Source organism: Nocardioides montaniterrae (genome assembly GCF_054782655.1).
Genome location: NZ_BAAGSB010000014.1, coordinates 14,932 through 29,888, shown reverse-complemented (window position 1 = coordinate 29,888; position 14,957 = coordinate 14,932). Strand labels below are relative to the sequence as shown.

Genomic DNA, 14,957 nt, shown 5'->3' with positions numbered 1-14,957 from the left:
ATGTTCACCGGCATCGTCGAGGAGCTCGGCACCGTCGTCGCGATCGAGGACCAGGGGGACGCCGTACGCCTCACCATCGAGGCGTCGATCGTGCTCGAGGACGTCAGCCTCGGTGACTCCATCGCCGTCAACGGCTGCTGCCTCACCGTCGTCTCGACGGGCTCGACCGCTGAGGGGACGACCGTCTGGACCTGCGACGTGATGCAGGAGTCGCTCGACAAGACCACGCTGGGCGACCGCAGCCCGGGCGACAAGGTCAACCTCGAGCGCGCGGTCACCCCGCAGACCCGCCTCGGCGGCCACATCGTGCAGGGCCACGTCGACGGTGTCGGCACGGTCCTGTCCCGCACCCCCAGCGAGCACTGGGAGGTCGTCGAGCTCTCGCTGCCCGAGCACCTGGCCCGCTACCTGGTCGACAAGGGCTCGATCACCGTCGACGGCATCAGCCTCACGGTCGTCGAGGCCGGGGCCGACCGCTTCACGATCAGCCTGATCCCCGAGACCCTCGCCCGCACCACCCTCGGCTTCCGCAAGGTCGGAGACCGCGTCAACCTCGAGGCCGACATCCTGGCCAAGCACGTGGAGAAGCTTCTCCAGAGCGGAGTGACCCGATGAGCAAGACCGTCCAGCACGGCGGCGTACGCCTCGACGACGTCGAGCGCGCGATCGCCGACATCGCGGCCGGCAAGGCCGTCATCGTCGTCGACGACGAAGGTCGTGAGAACGAGGGCGACATCATCTTCGCCGCGTCGAAGGCGACGCCCGAGCTGATGGCGTTCACGATCCGCCACTCCAGCGGCGTGATCTGCGTGCCGATGCCGGGCGACATGCTCGACCGCCTCGAGATCCCGCTGATGACCCCGCACAACAAGGACGCCTACCGCACGGCGTACACGATCTCGGTCGACGCCCGCGACGGCGTCTCCACCGGCATCTCGGCCAAGGACCGCGCCCACACCGCCCGCGTCCTGGCCGACAGCGCCACCGAGCCGTGGGAGCTCACGCGTCCCGGCCACGTGTTCCCGCTGCGCTACCGCGAGGGTGGCGTCCTGGTCCGCCGCGGCCACACCGAGGCGGCCGTCGACCTGGCTCGCCTGGCCGGCCTGACGCCCGCCGGTGTCCTGGTCGAGGTGGTCAACGAGGACGGCACCATGAAGCGTGCCGACGAGCTGCGCGCGTTCGCCGACGAGCACGGCCTGGCGATGATCTCCATCGAGGACCTGGTCCGGCACCGTCGGCGTACCGAGGTCCACGTGATCCGCAACGCTGAGACCCGCCTGCCCACCACGCACGGCGAGTTCACCGCGTTCGGCTACACGATCACGGTCGACGACAGCGAGCACGTCGCCCTCGTGTACGGCGACCCGGCCGAGCTCCGCACCGGCGAGCCGGTGCTGACCCGGATCCACTCCGAGTGCCTGACCGGCGACGTCTTCGGCTCCCAGCGCTGCGACTGCGGGCCGCAGCTCGACGAGGCGATGGACCGGATCGTCGCGGAGGGCCGCGGTGTCGTGGTGTACCTCCGTGGTCACGAGGGCCGGGGCATCGGCCTGGTCGCCAAGCTGCAGGCCTACCAGCTGCAGGACGGCGGCCGCGACACCGTCGACGCCAACCTCGACCTGGGCCTGCCGGCCGACGCGCGTCACTACGGCGCGGCCACGCAGATCCTGCGCGACCTCGGCGTCGAGCAGGTGCGGCTGATGACCAACAACCCCGACAAGGTCGACAACGTCGCCGACTACGGCATCAAGGTCGCCGAGCGGGTGCCGCTGACGCCGCACCCCAACGACCACAACCTCGCGTACCTCACCACCAAGCGCGACCGGATGGGCCACGACCTGCCCGACCTCGCCACCGCCTCCACCACGAGCGAAGGAGCCTGACATGGCCGGACACGGCGCCCCCGAGGCCGAGATCGTCGACTGCCACGACCTGCGGGTCGCGGTCGTCGCCGCCAGCTGGCACACCGAGGTCATGGACGGCCTGCTCGCCGGCGCCCAGCGCGCGCTCGACGACTTCAAGGTGGAGGCTCCCGTCATCGTCCGCGTGCCCGGGGCGTTCGAGCTCCCCGTCGCCGCGGCGGCCCTCGCGCCGACGTACGACGCGATCGTCGCCTTCGGGGTCGTCATCCGTGGCGGCACCCCGCACTTCGAATACGTCTGCAACGCCGCGACCGACGGACTGACCCGCGTCTCCATCGACGCGCAGACCCCGGTCGGCTTCGGTGTCCTCACCTGCGACGACGAGCAGCAGGCGCTGGACCGCGCCGGACTGCCCGGCTCCAAGGAGGACAAGGGGTACGAGGCGACGTCCGCGGCGCTGCTCACGGCGTACACCCTGCGCAAGCTCAAGCGTCACGCCGTAGGCTGACGCCTCGTGAAGACGTTCGACCAGCTGTTCGCCGAGCTCAGCGAGAAGGCACGCACGCGGCCGGAGGGTTCCGGCACCGTCAAGCAGCTGGACGCCGGTGTCCATGCGATCGGCAAGAAGCTGATCGAGGAGGCCGCCGAGTCCTGGATGGCCGCCCGGTTCGAGGGCAAGGAAGCCACCGCCCTCGAGATCAGCCAGCTGCTGTACCACGCCCAGGTCCTCATGATCGCGAGCGACCTGACGCTCGACGACGTCTACTCCCAGCTCTGAGGAATCGCACGATGCTCAAGGTCGCCGTACCCAACAAGGGCGCGCTGTCCGAGTCCGCCTCGACGATGCTGCGCGAGGCGGGCTACGCCCAGCGCAGCGAGTCCAAGCAGCTCACCAAGCTCGATCCCGACAACGGCGTCGAGTTCTTCTACCTGCGCCCCAAGGACATCGCGGTGTACGTCGGCGAGGGCACCCTCGACGTCGGCATCACCGGTCGTGACCTGCTGCTCGACTCCGGCGCGAAGGCCGACGAGGCGATGCAGCTCGGCTTCGGTCGCTCGAAGTTCCGCTTCGCCGCCGAGCCGGGCACCTGCGCGTCCGAGACCGACCTGAACGGCAAGCGCATCGCGACGTCGTACGACGGCATGCTCGGCCGCTACCTCGAGTCCAAGGGCATCGCCGCGACGGTCGTGCGCCTCGACGGCGCCGTCGAGTCCAGCATCAAGCTCGGCGTGGCCGACGCGATCGCCGACGTGGTCGAGACCGGCACCAGCCTGCGCAACGCCGGACTGGAGGTCTTCGGCGACCCGATCCTCGAGTCCGAGGGCATCATGATCACCCGCCCGGGCGCGCAGCCCGACGGCCTCGAGATCTTCATCCGCCGGCTGCAGGGCGTCCTGGTGGCGCGGGCCTACGTGATGATGGACTACGACATCCCCGCCGCCCAGGTCGAGACCGCTGTCGGCCTGACCCCTGGCATCGAGAGCCCGACGGTCAGCCCGCTGCACCGCGAGGGCTGGGTCGCCGTCCGGTCGATGGTCGAGAAGGACAAGGCCCAGCGGATCATGGACGACCTCTACGGTCTCGGGGCTCGCGGCATCATCACCACCGACCTGCATGCCTGCCGGCTCTGACAGCGCGGGGCCGGGCTCGGGGGAGCCGCGGCTCGCGAAGATGCCGCCGCTGCCGCGCACCTGGCGGCCGCTGGGCCCGCGCTATGCCGCGATCGCCTTCGCGGTCGTGCTCGTCGGGATCTTCCTGTTCATGTGGTTCACGCTGCCGCAGCAGACCAAGGACGCGATCACGCCGCTGCAGCAGGGGACCGTCGCGGCCTTCGTGCTGCTCGGAGTCGGCTTCCTCGTGGCGCTGGCCCGCTCGCGGATCACCGCGACCGAGGCCGGCGTGACGATCGTGAACGGCTTCCGTCGTCGCGAGTACGAGTGGGCGCAGATCGTCGCGATCCGCATGCCCAAGGGTGCTCCCTGGCCGACCCTCGACCTGGCCGACGGCACGACCCGCTCGGCGATGGGCGTCCACCAGTCCGACGGTGCCCGTGCGCGCTACGCCGTACGTGAGCTGAAGACCTACCTGGCCCTCAGGGCCGGGCAGTCCGACACCTGAGCGGTGCAGGAATCACCGGTTCACCGGTGATTCCTGAACTTCCACCCCGATGCATCGGTCTGGAAGTTCAGGAAGTGGTGAGAGCAGGTGACGCGTGGGGCTGGTGGTGTCCGAGGCTGGCACCGCGAGATGACGGGGCGCCCGTCGGTCACGACACTGCGCTGATGCCCCAGCTCGCGCTGAAGGTCTGACCCGGCTCGAGCGTGATCAGGTCGTCGGTGGAGTTGAAGGCGTCCGGGGGAGCCGTCATCGGCTCGATCGCCACGCTGCGCCGCGGAGTGGCCGTGTCGTCGGCGGTGTAGACCTGCAGCCACCTGTGGTGCTCGTCGACCCAGATCTCGACACCGTCGCCATCCTGGTTCGTCAGGCGCGCTCGGGCGTTCGGGCCGAGGTCGGTGAAGGCGTCGTTGATGACGACTCCGCCGATCGTCTGCGGCTCGCGGAAGTCGAGGTCGCCGGCGTCCACGGCCTCGCGGGTCAGCGGGAGCAGGCGCTCCTCGTCGACGAGGAGCCGCGTCGCCGCCGGGTTGGTCATCGTCCAGCCGTCGCAGCTGCCGCCCTCGTCGGCCTGCAGGTACGGGTGGGCACCCGAGGCGTACGGCGCTGCCTCGTCGCTCATGTTCGTCGCCGACTGGGTGACGGTGAGTCCGTCGTGACCCACGGCGTAGGTGACCGTGACGTCGAGCGTCCACGGGTAGCCGGTCTGGGCAGGGAGCCGGTAGCCCAGCACGACCTCCGAGTCCGTGCGCGAGACCAGCGAGAACGCCGCCCACCGCACCAGCCCGTGCGAGGCGTTGTGTCGCTTGGGCTCGGTCAGCGCGAGCTGCTGGTCCTTGCCGTTCCAGGTGTAGCGCCCGTCGCGCAGCCGGTTGGGCCACGGCATCAGCAGCTGCCCGCGTCCGCCGAAGGACATCTCGGACTCCGCGAAGCCGTCGACCAGCCCGCGGCCGGCGTACGACAGGGCGCGGAGCGCCCCGCCGCTCTGGGTGACGACGGCGACGTACCCGTCGGACTCGATCCGGTATTGCTCACCACTGGGCGCCAGCACGCCCGCCATCCTAGGGATGGGACGATGGGGCGGTGAGTGACGAGCACCCGAACCAGCGGCTCCTGCAGGGTTCCGTGTACGTCGACGACGACGGCTCGGCCGACGAGCAGCTCGTCATCGCGCTGCAGGCGTACGCCGGCGACAGGTCCGCCTATCCCCAGGTGCTCGCGGCGATGGCCGGTGCCCGCCTCCTGGTCCCGGTCGTCGCGGTGCTCGGTGACGTGGAGGTCGGCGAGGACGGGCTGGCACGCGACAAGACCAGCGACATGGCGGCCGTGCTGCTGACCGGTGCCGACGGGCGGATGGCGCTGCTCGCCTTCACCAGCACCGACACCCTGCGGGCATGGCAGGCCGACGCGCGGCCGGTGCCGGTCGCGGCCCATCTCGCGGCGCAGACCGCGATCCAGGAAGGTGCGGCCGCTGTCGTCGTCGACGTGGCCGGTCCGACCCGCTTCGTGGTCGACGGTGACGACCTCCACCGCGTCGCCTCCGGATGGCGGCCCGTGCGGCTGCCGGACGGGCAGTGGGCCTGGCTCGGAACCGACCCCGAGGATTCGCACACCGGGGAACACAACCGTTAGTCTTGCTGTTGACCGATCTGTCGCCTCATGAGAATGCAGTGACAGATCCTCAAGCGGGGACCAGCACCACATCGTCTCCCACCCGCATCGATCGCCCGCCCAGCCTGCTGGGCAACAGGTCGTCGGGTCCAGGTCCGCATGACCCAGGCCCCCAGGACACCGTTCCCGGGGAGGCACCGGTGTCGTCGACTGGCTTCCGCTTGCACCAGCGGGAGCCACTTCTCGTTTTGAGCGAAGTGGCCTCGAACCAGTCGAACTTGGAGGACACATCAGCACCGAGCTGCGTATCAACGAGCGGATCCGGGTACCCGAGGTCCGCCTCGTCGGACCCAATGGAGAGACCGTCGGCATCGTGTCGACCGACCAGGCTCTCAAGCTGGCCCAGGAGGCCGACCTGGATCTCGTCGAGATCGCTCCGATGGGCAAGCCGCCCGTCTGCAAGCTCATGGACTACGGGAAGTTCAAGTACGAGAACGCCCAGAAGGCCCGTGAGGCGCGTCGGAACCAGACGAACGTGATCATCAAGGAGATGAAGCTTCGTCCGAAGATCGACCAGCACGACTACGAGACCAAGAAGGGCCACGTCGTCCGCTTCCTGAACGCCGGCGACAAGGTCAAGATCACGATCATGTTCCGCGGTCGCGAGCAGCACCGCCCCGAGCTCGGCTTCCGCCTGCTGCAGAAGCTGGCCGAGGACGTGCAGGAGCTGGGCTTCGTCGAGTCCTCGCCCAAGCAGGACGGCCGGAACATGACCATGGTCATCGGTCCGAACAAGAAGAAGGCCACGGCCCTGGCCGAGGTCAAGGCCGCGAAGGAAGAGGCCGCGGCCGAGAAGGCCGACGAGGTGGCCGCCGAGCAGGCCGAGCTGGCCCAGCGCCGCGCCGCCCCCGCCAGCACGCCGAAGAAGGCCAAGCGGGCCAACGAGGCCCTCGACCCCGACATCGACCTGTAAGCCCTGAAGCTTCCAGCTGAGTAGAGAGAGCAACGAGATGCCGAAGAACAAGACCCACTCGGGTGCCAAGAAGCGCTTCAAGGTGACCGGCAGCGGCAAGATCCTGCGGGAGAAGGCCGGCAAGCGCCACAACCTCGAGAAGAAGGCCTCCAAGGTCACGCGTCGCCTCACCGGCAACGTCGAGGTCGCCAAGAACGACGTCCCCCGCGCGAAGAAGATGCTCGGCCTCTGAGCCTGAGCACTCTTAAGCGAACACCCGAGAAGTAGGAGTTAGAGATGGCTCGCGTCAAGCGCGCAGTAAACGCCGCCAAGAAGCGTCGTACCACCCTCGACCGCGCCAGCGGTTACCGCGGCCAGCGGTCGCGTCTGTACCGCAAGGCCAAGGAGCAGGTCACCCACTCCCTGGTCTACAGCTACAACGACCGCAAGAAGAACAAGGGCAACTTCCGCCGCCTGTGGATCCAGCGCATCAACGCTGCCGCTCGCGCCGAGGGCATGACCTACAACCGCTTCATCCAGGGCCTGAACCTGGCGGGCGTCGAGGTCGACCGCAAGATCCTCGCCGACCTGGCCGTCAACGACGTCAAGGCGTTCAACTCGCTCGTCGCGACCGCGAAGGCTGCTCTTCCGGCCGACGTGAACGCTCCGGCCAACGCCTGAGCCTGTCCCACCGTTGAACGACACCGCGCCCCTCGCTGCGAGCAACGCTCGCGTCAAGGAGGCCCGGAAGCTGAGCCGCCGCTCGGAGCGATCCGAGCGGCGGCTCTTCCTTGCCGACGGCCCGAAGGCCGTCGAGGGCGCCCTCGAGCGTCCCTCGCGAGTGGTCGAGGTGTTCGCCACCCCGCTCGCGTCCGAGAGGTACGCCGACCTGCTCGGTGACGCCTCCGTGACCCTGGTCGACGACCGGGCCATGGCCGCCCTCTCCGACAGCGTCAACCCCGCCGGCCTGGTCGGGGTGGTCCGCCACTTCGACGAGCCGCTGGCGACCATCGTCGGTCGAGTGCCGACGGGCGCCAGCGACGAGGTGCACCGAGACCACCGTCTGGCCGCGATCTGCGCCGACATCCGCGACCCCGGCAACGCCGGCACCGTGATGCGGTGCGCCGATGCGGCCGGTGCCGACGGCGTGGTGTTCGCCGGCGACTCGGTGGATCCCTACAACCCCAAGACGGTCCGCGCGAGCGTGGGCAGCCTGTTCCACGTGCCGTTCGGGATCGAGCGCGACCCGGCGGCCGCCGTACGTGCCGCACAGGCCGCGGGACTGACCGTCCTCGCCGCCGACGGCGGGGGAGAGATCGACCTCTTCGAGGCCGACGAGCTGCTCGCCGGGCCGACCGCGTGGCTGTTCGGCAACGAGGCCTGGGGCCTGCCGGCCGAGCTCGCGGAGCTGGCCGACCACCGGGTCTCCATCCCGATCCACGGCCGCGCCGAGAGCCTCAACCTGAGCACCGCCGCGGCGCTCTGCCTCTACACGTCGGCGAGGCTCCAGCGCGCTCGCTGAGCCCGAAGTGAAATCCTGAGGTCGACTGTCGGTGCTCGGTGCCATGCTGCCGTCATGACGACCATTGAGAGCGACCCGCGTCGCTGGAAGGCCCTCGGCGTGCTGGGGCTCATCCAGTTCATGCTCATCCTCGACGTCACGGTCGTGAACGTCGCCCTGCCCAGCATCCAGACCGACCTGAAGATGTCCGAGGCGAGCCTCGCCTGGGTGGTCGAGGCCTATGTCCTCGCCGCCGGTGGCCTGCTCCTCCTGGGCGGTCGGTTGGCCGACCTCCTGGGCCGGCGCGCGACCTTCCTCGTCGGCGTCGCGCTCTTCGGCGTCGCCTCGGCGACCTGCGGGTTCGCCCAGTCGGGTCTGATGATGGACGTCTCGCGCTTCGTGCAGGGCATGGGTGAGGCGCTCGCCGCGCCGGCCTCGCTCGGCATCATCGCGATCCTGTTCACCGACCCGGCCGAGCGCATCAAGGCGCTCGGCATCTTCGGCGGCCTGGCCGGGCTCGGCGGCACCTCCGGCACGGTGATCTCCGGCTTCATCACGCACCTCGACTGGCGCTGGATCTTCTTCATCAACGTCCCGGTCGCGATCGTCGCCCTGATCTTCGTCCCGCGCCTGGTCTCCGAGAGCCGCTCCGCCAACGCGCACCGGCCGGACTTCCTCGGCGCCATCACCGGCACCGCCGGTCTGCTCTCGCTGGTCTACGGCCTGTTGCGGGCGGCCGATCACCCGTGGGGCTCGACCGGTGTCCTCGCCTCCATCGGTGGCGGGCTGGCGCTGCTGGTGCTGATGGTCATCATCGAGGCGAGGTCGAGCGACCCGCTGATTCCGCTCTCGTTCTTCCGCAACCGCACCCGCGTCGTCACCAACATCGTCACGCTGTTCTTCTCCTCGGCCTTCTTCTCCTACTTCTTCCTGCTGACGCTGGTCGAGCAGCAGGTGATGCAGTGGGGCTCGATCAAGTCCGGCTTGTCCTATCTCCCGTTCGGGCTGTGCATCGGCGCGGGCATCGGGATCGGCACCGGGCTGATGCCGCGGATCGGCGTGAAGCGCCTGCTGGCGGTGGGCTTCCTCCTCGACGCGATCGGCATGGGTCTGTCCTCGATGATCGGCAACGGTGCCGCCGGCGACATCAGCTACTGGTCCCAGATCCTCCCCGGCATGGTGCTTCTCGCCCTCGGCTCCGGTCTGAGCTTCCCCGCGATCGGCAACGCCTCGCTGCACCAGGTGACGGGAGAGGACTCCTCGCTCGCCTCCGGCATCCAGCAGGCCATCCAGCAGATCGGCGGTGCGCTCGGTCTCGCGACGCTGGCGAGCATCGCGACCCGCTACTCCGACAACCACCCGATCCTGTTCAACGGGCACAAGGTCACCCTGCCGGGTGGCCACATCCTCGGGGACCTCGCGGGCGGTACCCAGATCACCTACTGGATCGGCGCCGTCTCGCTCGCGGTCGGCGGCATCCTCGTGCTCGCGCTGATGGAGCACGTGCTCGCCGTACCCCGCAACCCGCTGGTGGAGGTCGCTGAGGCCGAGTCGGCCGAGGGCGTGCTGCCCGAGCCGGCCTGAGCAGGCTGGGGGATAGGTTCGATCCATGCCCGAGGACGTGCCGGTGGAGGCGATCGATCTGTTGCCGGACGGCGTCGTGCTCGCCGACGGCGAGGGTCGCGTCGTGCTGGTCAACCACGCGGCGGCCGTGATGCTCGGCATCAGGGCCGCCGCGGTCGAGGGATACAAGCTCGGCGACGTCCTGACGCTCACCGATCACGCCGGTGCCCGGTGGATCGACCTGGTCGACCCCTACGTCGGCCTGGCGATCCGGACCGGTGTGCCCGAGCAGAGCTGGCTGCTGCCCGACGGGACCGAGGTGCTGGTGACGGTCCGACTGGTCAGGGAGGAGCGGCTGGGCCCGATCCGGAGCGTCGCCGTCAGCCTGCGATCGGGCCGCGGCCGCGCACGCCTCGACCGCGAGCGCTCGGACCTGGTCGCCACGGTGGCTCACGAGCTCCGCTCGCCGCTCAGCGGGGTCAAGGGCTTCGTGCACGCGATGCTCAACCGCTGGGACAAGCTGACCGACGACCAGAAGCGATTGATGCTGACCACGGTCGCCACCGACGCCGATCGGCTGAGTCGGCTCATCGCCGAGCTGCTCGACGTCGCCCGGATCGACACGGGGCGGCTCCAGCTCCACAAGCGCCCGACCGATCTGGCGCTCAAGGCACGTCGCGTCGTCGACCTCGTCTCAGCCTCCACCTCGCGCGAGATCGCTCTCGAGGTCGCCGACGTGCCGATGATCGATGCCGACCCCGACAAGGTCGTGCAGGTGCTGACCAACATCGTCGAGAACGGCGTACGCCACGGCGAGGGCCGGGTGCGGGTCGTCGTCCGTCCCGCACCCGCCGATCCGGCGTACGCCGAGGTGGTCGTCACCGACGAGGGCGAGGGCATCCCGGAGGAGCAGCGCGAGCGGGTGTTCACGAAGTTCTGGACGTCCGGCAGCGGCGGCGGGTCCGGGCTCGGGCTCTACATCGTGCACGGGCTGATGCGGGCCCATGGCGGCCTGGCCGTGATCGGCGATGCGCCCGGTGGCGGTGGCATGTTCACCACCCGCTGGCCGGTGATCGAACCTCTTGCGGAGGAGGAGCAGCCATGACCGACGCCGACCCGAAGGACGTGCTGCGGCGCTACCTCCAGGAGACGCGTACGGCGCTCGTGAGCAAGGTCGCCGAACTGGGCGAACGTGAAGCACGCCTGCCTCGTACGCCGACCGGCACCAGCCTCAGCGGCATCCTGCTGCACTGCGCAAACGTCGAGGTCGTCTACTTCGGGCCGACCTTCGGCCGTGAGTGGGCCGAGCCCGAGCACCCCTGCTTCATCCGTGAGGAGGCGTACGACGAGGACCCCCAGGCCGACTGGCTGCTGCCTGCGGAGGTGCCCCTCGCCGACCTGATCGCGTTCTACCGCCGGGTCTGGGCGTTCGCCGACCAGACCATCGAGGCCTTGCCGCTCGACGCGGTCGGCCGCCCGCCCCACTGGGGCGGGCGCGAGGTCACCCTGCTCTGGATGCTGGTGCACACCACCGGCGACCTAGACCGTCACGCCGGCCATGCCGACATCCTGCGGGAGCAGATCGATGGCGCGACCGGCCTGCGCACACCCGGTGACAACATCCCGGACGGTGTCGACTGGCCGGCGTACCTCGCCCGGGCCAGGCAGATCGCCGAGTCGTTCCCGGCCTGATCAGCATCCCGGTCGCCCGCGGATGCCGAGCCTTCCTAGACTTGCCGCGTGTCCGGCCCCAATTCTGACTACGACCCCGTCGAGGTCACCCCGCTGCAGCAGGGCGAGATCGACGCTGCGCGCGACGCGGCACTCGCCGCGATCGCCGCTGCCGCCGACCTCGAGCAGCTCAAGGCTGCCCGCACCGAGCACGCAGGAGACCGCTCCGCTCTGGCGCTGGCCAACCGCGAGATCGGTGCGCTGCCGCCGCAGGCCCGCAAGGAGGCCGGCCAGCGCGTGGGTCAGGCCCGCGGCGCCGTCAACAAGGCGCTGGCCGAGCGCCAGGCCGTGCTCGAGGTCGAGCACGAGGCGCGGATGCTGGTCGAGGAGACCGTCGACGTCACGCTGCCGACCGACCGCCGTCCGGTGGGTGCGCGTCACCCGCTGACGACCGGCGCCGAGCTGATCGCCGACATCTTCGTCGCGATGGGCTGGGAGGTTGCTGAGGGCCCGGTCATCGAGGCCGAGTGGCTCAACTTCGACGCGCTCAACCTGGGCCCGGACCACCCGGCGCGCACGATGCAGGACACGTTCTGGACCGACCCGGCCGAGGACCACCTCGTCCTGCGCACGCACACGTCACCCGTGCAGGCGCGCACGATGCTCACCCGCGGTGTCACCGCGGATGCCCCGATCTACGTCGTGTGCCCCGGCCGCGTCTTCCGCACCGACGAGTACGACGCCACCCACAGCCCGATGTTCCACCAGGTCGAGGGCCTGGCCATCGACGAGGGCATCTCGATGGCGCACCTCAAGGGCACCCTCGACCACTTCGCCACCCAGATGTTCGGCGAGGGCATCACGACCCGCTTCCGCCCGTCGTACTTCCCGTTCACCGAGCCCAGCGCCGAGGTCGACCTGATCTGCTTCGTCTGCCGAGGCGCCCAGGTGAACGACGCCGGCGAGACCTGCCGCACCTGCCGCGGCGAGGGCTGGATCGAGTGGGGCGGCTGCGGCATCGTCAACCCGCGCGTCCTGCGCGCGTGCGGTGTCGACAGCGACAAGTACAGCGGCTTCGCCTTCGGCATGGGCATCGATCGCACCCTGATGTTCCGCCACGGTCTCGAGGACCTGCGCACGCTCTTCGAGGGCGACGTACGGTTCACCACTGCTTTCGGAAGCGAGCTCTGACATGAAGGCGCCGATCTCCTGGATCAAGGAGTACGTCGACCTGCCGGCCGACCTCAGCACCGAGGCGCTGACCGACCGGCTCACCGCGCTCGGCCTCAAGCTCGAGGCGATCGAGTCAGCCGACATCACCGGCCCGCTCGTGATCGGCCGTGTCCTCACCCAGGACAAGGAGCCGCAGAAGAACGGCAAGGTCATCAACTGGTGCACCGTCGACGTCGGTGACGCCAACGGCACCGGTGAGCCGCAGGGCATCATCTGCGGTGCGCACAACTTCGGCCCCGGTGACCTCGTGGTGGTCTGCCTCCCGGGCGCGGTGCTGCCCGGTGGCTTCGCGATCTCCGAGCGCAAGACCTACGGCCACCTCAGCGCCGGCATGATCTGCTCCTCCTCCGAGCTCGGGCTCCCCGACGACGGCCAGGACGGCATCATCGTGCTGCCCGCCGACGCGGGGGAGCCCGGCACGGACGTGATGGCGATGCTCGGGCTCGACGAGGAGATCATCGAGTTCGAGATCAACCCCGACCGCGCGTACGCCCTGAGCCTGCGCGGCATCGCCCGCGAGGCCGCCCTCGGCTTCGACCTGTCGTTCGCCGACCCGGCCGATCGCGACGTCCCGGCGGTCGACGGCAAGTCCTACGAGGTCGTCGTCGACGACACCGCTGGTTGTCCCGTCTTCGCGACCCGTACCGTCAGCGGCTTCGACCCGACCGCCCCGACGCCCGACTTCATCAAGAAGCGTGTCGAGCAGGCCGGGATGCGCTCGATCTCGCTCGCCGTCGACGTCTCCAACTACGTGATGCTCGAGCTCGGTCAGCCCAACCACTGCTACGACAAGGCCAAGCTGGCCGGCCCGATTCGCGTACGCCGCGCGCAGGCCGGCGAGAAGGTGAAGACCCTCGACGACGTGGTCCGCACCCTCGACCCGGCCGACCTGCTGATCACCGACGACAACGGCCCGATCGGCCTGGCCGGTGTGATGGGCGGTGCGGACACCGAGATCTCGGCGACCACGACCGACATCGTGGTCGAGGCGGCGTACTTCGACCCGACCACGATCTTCCGCCAGCAGAAGCGGCACAAGCTCGGCTCCGAGGCCTCCAAGCGCTTCGAGCGCGGCGTCGACCCGCTGCTCCCGGCCGCTGCCGCTGACCGCGTCGTCGAGCTGCTCGTCGCCCACGGCGGCGCGACCGCCGACCCGGGCTTCACGCTGGTCGGCGAGGCTCCGCTGCGGCCGACCATCACCGCGGCGGCCGATCTGCCGGCTCGCATCAGTGGCATCGACGTCTCGACCGACGACGTCGTCGCGCACCTGCGCGCGGTCGGCGCCGACGTGGAGGTCGACGGGAACCACCTCAAGGTCACCGGCCCGACCTGGCGGCCCGACCTCAACGACCCCTACGACCTGGTCGAGGAGGTCGTCCGGATCGTCGGCTACGACGCCGTGCCCAGCGTCCTCCCGCGTCGCGCGACCGGCCGCGGCCTGACCCGCTCCCAGCAGCTGCGCCGCCGCGTCGGTCGCACGCTGGCCGGTTCCGGGTGCGTCGAGGTCGTCAGCTTCCCGTTCGTCGGGGAGGCGACCTTCGACCTGCTCGGGATGCCCGCGGACGACCCGCGCCGTACGACCGTCGGCCTGGCCAACCCGATCAGCTCCGAGGAGCCGGCGTACACCACGACGCTGCTGCCCGGCCTGCTCAAGGCTGCCGGCCGCAACCTGGGCCGAGGTGCCCAGGGTGTCGCGCTGTTCGAGACGGCCACCGTCGCGTTCCCGACCGGCAACGCGACCCCGATCTACGGCGTCGCCGACCGCCCGTCCGAGGCAGAGCTGAGCGCGCTGCTCGACGCGCTGCCGCGCCAGCCGCTGCACCTGTGCGTCGTGCTGGCCGGCGACACCGACCGCGACGGCTGGTGGGGCCAGGGCCGCAAGGCGGACTGGTCCGACGCGATCGGTCTCGTACGCCGCCTCGCGGGCGAGCTGGGCGTCGAGGTCGGCACCACTGCTGCCGCCCTGGCTCCCTGGCACCCCGGCCGCTGCGCCGAGCTCTCCGTCGACGGCCAGACCCTCGGCCACGCCGGCGAGATCCACCCGGCCGTGTGCCGCGCCTTCGGCCTGCCCGAGCGTTCCGCAGCGGTCGAGATCGACCTCGACCTCCTGATGGCGAGCACACCGTCCGTCCGCCCGGGTCCGCAGTTCTCGACCATGCCGGTCGCCAAGGAGGACGTGGCGCTGGTCGTCGACGCCGACATCACCGTCGCGGCCGTCGAGGCCGCGCTGCGCGAGGGCGCTGGTGAGCTGTGCGAGTCGGTACGCCTCTTCGACGTCTTCACCGGTGAGCAGATCGGCGAGGGCAAGAAGTCCCTGGCGTTCGCACTGCGGTTCCGCTCGCCCGACGCCACGTTGACCGAGAAAGAGACCAGCGCCGCCCGCGACGCCGCGGTGGCCAAGGCGGCCGAGCTGACCGGAGCGGTCCAGCGGGCCTGACAGGATCACGG

At 70.0% G+C, this 14,957-nt stretch carries 17 protein-coding genes; 16 read left to right on the top strand and 1 reads right to left on the bottom strand.

The window, feature by feature from the left end; translation table 11 throughout:
* Genes ACYVJ3_RS15365 through ACYVJ3_RS15340 form a run of 6 tightly spaced genes read left to right on the top strand, consistent with a single transcriptional unit; the run spans position 1 to position 3,981 of the window.
* The gene (locus ACYVJ3_RS15365) at positions 1–615 is read left to right on the top strand and encodes a riboflavin synthase (protein WP_460853935.1); all 615 of its coding nucleotides are present in this window, start codon (positions 1–3) and stop codon (positions 613–615) included.
* A complete protein-coding gene (locus ACYVJ3_RS15360; protein WP_460853934.1) occupies positions 612–1,883 on the top strand; it encodes a bifunctional 3,4-dihydroxy-2-butanone-4-phosphate synthase/GTP cyclohydrolase II in 1,272 nt (423 codons plus the stop codon). The genes ACYVJ3_RS15365 and ACYVJ3_RS15360 overlap by 4 nt, the downstream gene beginning before the upstream one ends.
* A 1-nt stretch (position 1,884) precedes the next feature.
* Positions 1,885–2,370, top strand: coding sequence for a 6,7-dimethyl-8-ribityllumazine synthase (ribH, locus tag ACYVJ3_RS15355; RefSeq protein ID WP_460853933.1), 486 nt, complete (start codon positions 1,885–1,887; stop codon positions 2,368–2,370).
* A gap of 6 nt (positions 2,371–2,376) precedes the next feature.
* Positions 2,377–2,640: a phosphoribosyl-ATP diphosphatase gene (locus ACYVJ3_RS15350; RefSeq protein WP_460853932.1), complete on the top strand. Its 264-nt coding sequence runs from the start codon at positions 2,377–2,379 to the stop codon at positions 2,638–2,640.
* 11 nt (positions 2,641–2,651) lie between these two features.
* Positions 2,652–3,494 carry an ATP phosphoribosyltransferase gene (gene hisG, locus ACYVJ3_RS15345; protein ID WP_460853931.1) on the top strand — a complete coding sequence of 281 codons (843 nt, stop codon included), beginning with the start codon at positions 2,652–2,654 and terminating at the stop codon, positions 3,492–3,494.
* Entirely contained in the window at positions 3,478–3,981 is a 504-nt protein-coding gene (locus tag ACYVJ3_RS15340) for a PH domain-containing protein (RefSeq protein WP_460853930.1), read from the top strand. Before hisG ends, ACYVJ3_RS15340 begins: the two co-directional genes overlap by 17 nt.
* A 148-nt stretch (positions 3,982–4,129) precedes the next feature.
* On the opposite strand, the gene ACYVJ3_RS15335 is transcribed toward ACYVJ3_RS15340, so the two are convergent.
* Entirely contained in the window at positions 4,130–5,038 is a 909-nt protein-coding gene (locus ACYVJ3_RS15335; protein WP_460853929.1) for an aldose 1-epimerase family protein, read from the bottom strand.
* A gap of 23 nt (positions 5,039–5,061) precedes the next feature.
* Between ACYVJ3_RS15335 and ACYVJ3_RS15330 the strand changes: the two genes are divergently transcribed.
* From ACYVJ3_RS15330 to pheT, 10 genes are all read left to right on the top strand, one after another.
* On the top strand, positions 5,062–5,610 hold the full coding sequence (locus ACYVJ3_RS15330) for an SseB family protein (protein ID WP_460853928.1): 549 nt from the start codon (positions 5,062–5,064) through the stop codon (positions 5,608–5,610).
* 268 nt (positions 5,611–5,878) lie between these two features.
* The gene (gene infC / locus ACYVJ3_RS15325; protein ID WP_460853975.1) at positions 5,879–6,562 is read left to right on the top strand and encodes a translation initiation factor IF-3; all 684 of its coding nucleotides are present in this window, start codon (positions 5,879–5,881) and stop codon (positions 6,560–6,562) included.
* 37 nt (positions 6,563–6,599) lie between these two features.
* On the top strand, positions 6,600–6,794 hold the full coding sequence (rpmI, locus tag ACYVJ3_RS15320; RefSeq protein ID WP_460791649.1) for a 50S ribosomal protein L35: 195 nt from the start codon (positions 6,600–6,602) through the stop codon (positions 6,792–6,794).
* Between the two features lie 44 nt (positions 6,795–6,838).
* Positions 6,839–7,222 (top strand): 50S ribosomal protein L20, encoded by a 384-nt coding sequence (gene rplT / locus ACYVJ3_RS15315; protein ID WP_460853927.1) that lies wholly within the window; start codon positions 6,839–6,841, stop codon positions 7,220–7,222.
* A 13-nt stretch (positions 7,223–7,235) separates the two neighbouring features.
* Positions 7,236–8,063 carry a TrmH family RNA methyltransferase gene (locus tag ACYVJ3_RS15310; protein WP_460853926.1) on the top strand — a complete coding sequence of 276 codons (828 nt, stop codon included), beginning with the start codon at positions 7,236–7,238 and terminating at the stop codon, positions 8,061–8,063.
* Between the two features lie 54 nt (positions 8,064–8,117).
* Positions 8,118–9,626, top strand: a complete 1,509-nt coding sequence (locus tag ACYVJ3_RS15305) for an MFS transporter (protein WP_460853925.1) — start codon at positions 8,118–8,120, stop codon at positions 9,624–9,626.
* Positions 9,627–9,651: 25 nt separating this feature from the next.
* Positions 9,652–10,710, top strand: coding sequence for a sensor histidine kinase (locus tag ACYVJ3_RS15300; RefSeq protein ID WP_460853924.1), 1,059 nt, complete (start codon positions 9,652–9,654; stop codon positions 10,708–10,710).
* On the top strand, positions 10,707–11,297 hold the full coding sequence (locus ACYVJ3_RS15295; protein ID WP_460853923.1) for a DinB family protein: 591 nt from the start codon (positions 10,707–10,709) through the stop codon (positions 11,295–11,297). The genes ACYVJ3_RS15300 and ACYVJ3_RS15295 overlap by 4 nt, the downstream gene beginning before the upstream one ends.
* A gap of 48 nt (positions 11,298–11,345) precedes the next feature.
* Positions 11,346–12,467 (top strand): phenylalanine--tRNA ligase subunit alpha, encoded by a 1,122-nt coding sequence (gene pheS / locus ACYVJ3_RS15290; RefSeq protein WP_460853922.1) that lies wholly within the window; start codon positions 11,346–11,348, stop codon positions 12,465–12,467.
* Between the two features lies 1 nt (position 12,468).
* Positions 12,469–14,946 (top strand): phenylalanine--tRNA ligase subunit beta, encoded by a 2,478-nt coding sequence (pheT, locus tag ACYVJ3_RS15285; protein WP_460853921.1) that lies wholly within the window; start codon positions 12,469–12,471, stop codon positions 14,944–14,946.
* Positions 14,947–14,957 lie beyond the last annotated feature (11 nt).

What these genes read in the sequence shown, in the direction of transcription:
- ACYVJ3_RS15340 (WP_460853930.1), top strand. Translation starts at nt 3,478, where the DNA reads ATGCCTGCCGGCTCTGACAGCGCGGGGCCGGGCTCGGGGGAGCCGCGG.
- ACYVJ3_RS15335 (WP_460853929.1), bottom strand. Translation starts at nt 5,038, where the DNA reads ATGGCGGGCGTGCTGGCGCCCAGTGGTGAGCAATACCGGATCGAGTCC.
- ACYVJ3_RS15365 (WP_460853935.1), top strand. Translation starts at nt 1, where the DNA reads ATGTTCACCGGCATCGTCGAGGAGCTCGGCACCGTCGTCGCGATCGAG.
- rpmI (WP_460791649.1), top strand. Translation starts at nt 6,600, where the DNA reads ATGCCGAAGAACAAGACCCACTCGGGTGCCAAGAAGCGCTTCAAGGTG.
- ribH (WP_460853933.1), top strand. Translation starts at nt 1,885, where the DNA reads ATGGCCGGACACGGCGCCCCCGAGGCCGAGATCGTCGACTGCCACGAC.
- pheT (WP_460853921.1), top strand. Translation starts at nt 12,469, where the DNA reads ATGAAGGCGCCGATCTCCTGGATCAAGGAGTACGTCGACCTGCCGGCC.
- hisG (WP_460853931.1), top strand. Translation starts at nt 2,652, where the DNA reads ATGCTCAAGGTCGCCGTACCCAACAAGGGCGCGCTGTCCGAGTCCGCC.
- ACYVJ3_RS15295 (WP_460853923.1), top strand. Translation starts at nt 10,707, where the DNA reads ATGACCGACGCCGACCCGAAGGACGTGCTGCGGCGCTACCTCCAGGAG.
- ACYVJ3_RS15360 (WP_460853934.1), top strand. Translation starts at nt 612, where the DNA reads ATGAGCAAGACCGTCCAGCACGGCGGCGTACGCCTCGACGACGTCGAG.
- ACYVJ3_RS15305 (WP_460853925.1), top strand. Translation starts at nt 8,118, where the DNA reads ATGACGACCATTGAGAGCGACCCGCGTCGCTGGAAGGCCCTCGGCGTG.
- ACYVJ3_RS15300 (WP_460853924.1), top strand. Translation starts at nt 9,652, where the DNA reads ATGCCCGAGGACGTGCCGGTGGAGGCGATCGATCTGTTGCCGGACGGC.
- rplT (WP_460853927.1), top strand. Translation starts at nt 6,839, where the DNA reads ATGGCTCGCGTCAAGCGCGCAGTAAACGCCGCCAAGAAGCGTCGTACC.